This is a genomic window from Arthrobacter sp. HMWF013 (genome assembly GCF_003061105.1).
In the GTDB taxonomy this organism is placed as follows: domain Bacteria; phylum Actinomycetota; class Actinomycetes; order Actinomycetales; family Micrococcaceae; genus Arthrobacter.
In genome coordinates this window covers 1-1,656 of record NZ_QAIQ01000674.1, presented here as the reverse complement: position 1 = coordinate 1,656, position 1,656 = coordinate 1, and the positions used below count along the sequence as shown (strand labels likewise).

The following is a 1,656-nucleotide window of genomic DNA, read 5'->3' as shown; positions in this document are numbered from 1 at the left end:
TGGTGGCGTTCCGCCCGCCCACCATCCCGCTTATTCAGCAGTCTCCTAGGAGGCGCGGCGGGCGCGGGCGGCTCGGCGCTTGAGGGCTCGGCGTTCATCTTCGCTCATACCGCCCCAGACGCCGGCATCCTGGCCGGACTCCAACGCCCACTGGAGGCACGTGTCAACAACCGGGCAGCGGCGGCAAACGCTTTTGGCTTCCTCGATCTGGAGAAGTGCCGGTCCTGTATTTCCGACGGGGAAAAACAGTTCCGGGTCCTTGTCGAGACACGCCGCGCGGTTACGCCAATCCATGCTGATCAGTTGCTCCATTTCTGGGAAGAGCTCTTGTGAAATTATTCACTAGTAGCTACAAAGGAAAAGGGCCCTACGGGGCCCCCTTGTCATCTGAGTCAAGCCTGTCATGTTAACGCTGTGTAAACAAGGGGTAATACGGCTCGAAATCCCCGAAATGTTGAGCGATGCATCACATGTCTGACGCAGACCCGCACCACTGTCCGACTATGTCCGGTAGGGTGCCAATGTGTCAAGACCCCCCGTGAACCCCGCTGATCCAGCGCCTGAACCTGATCCCGGCCAAGATGGTTATCCGGCCGGCGCCGGCGCGGACAAATCCGCGCCGAAGCCCTCCGGTGAACGTCCACGCGGCATCGTGGTGATCGCGATGATCGTTGCCGCCGAGGCCACGGCACTGCTGATGGCCGCGGCCTGGTACGGCTATGAACTCCTGACCGGCGCGCCCGTGCTGTCTCTTGGGGGCGCCATCTTCACGTTAGGCCTGCTGCTTGCCTTCTCTGCCTGGCTTTATGCGGTGGCACTCTTCCTCTTCCGGGGGCGCCGGTGGACACGGGCTGCCGCGCTTGTGGCGCAGCTGTTTGTGCTGACCATCGCTTTCCCCACCCTCACAGGCGGGGTGGTAACGGCCGGGCTTGCGATGCTGGTGCCCGCAGTCACTGCGTTGGTCCTGCTTTTCGACAAACGCGTCATCAGCTACGCCTCGCGGACCAGCGACCTGCCTCCGGCTCTCTAAGCCGCGGCCTCCGTGGCCCCGCTTACCAGCTCCTGAGAATTGTCCTGTGAATCCCTGTGGCCTGTTCGGCAGGCCTTCCTGATCCGGCTTGAACCTGGCACGCTCGTCCGGTAGCCCTCGCGTCGGGCAGACCCGCTGTCTAGGTGGCGCGCCAATCATGCTTCCCGCTCGTCCTTCGCCTGCTCTTGAGGTGGCGCGCCAATCATGCTTCCCGCTCGTCAGGCGGCTTGCTCGTCAGGCCCTCTATCACCCAGCTCATCGGGCGGTTCCCAGCCAAGCTGAACGGTCATGGCACGTCCGTTCCGGATCACTATGCTCCGGCCCGGGGGTGGATTGGGTTCCGCCTCGAACCGGACTCCAAACAGATCCCCGTCCAGCAGGGTTCTTGGTGCGACCAGAATTCCCGAGCCAGAGTTGCGGGCATGGATCGCCAACGGAACCCGTTGCGAAAGGATCGGGCTGAACCCGGCCGTCAACACGACGGTGACGCCGAGTGCATTGAGTTCGACCAGGTCGCGGTTTGTTTCGGTCGGCAGAAGGTCCGCATCGTCAACCAACGCCACGCACGCCTGGTCGATTTCGCCGGCAGCTGCCTGTCGCAGGATCTTGGACCAAAAGGCCGTGGG

General features: G+C 63.0%; 3 protein-coding genes. 1 reads left to right on the top strand and 2 read right to left on the bottom strand.

Annotated features, from left to right (window positions below):
- Window positions 1-45: 45 nt before the first annotated feature.
- Window positions 46-294 (bottom strand): WhiB family transcriptional regulator, encoded by a 249-nt coding sequence (locus DBR22_RS21925; RefSeq protein ID WP_003804966.1) that lies wholly within the window; start codon window positions 292-294, stop codon window positions 46-48.
- A 229-nt stretch (window positions 295-523) separates the two neighbouring features.
- Between DBR22_RS21925 and DBR22_RS21920 the strand changes: the two genes are divergently transcribed.
- Entirely contained in the window at window positions 524-1,030 is a 507-nt protein-coding gene (locus DBR22_RS21920) for a hypothetical protein (protein ID WP_108600717.1), read from the top strand.
- A gap of 218 nt (window positions 1,031-1,248) precedes the next feature.
- On the opposite strand, the gene DBR22_RS24040 is transcribed toward DBR22_RS21920, so the two are convergent.
- Window positions 1,249-1,656: hypothetical protein (locus DBR22_RS24040; RefSeq protein WP_181365285.1), on the bottom strand; the 408-nt coding region annotated here is incomplete at its 5' end.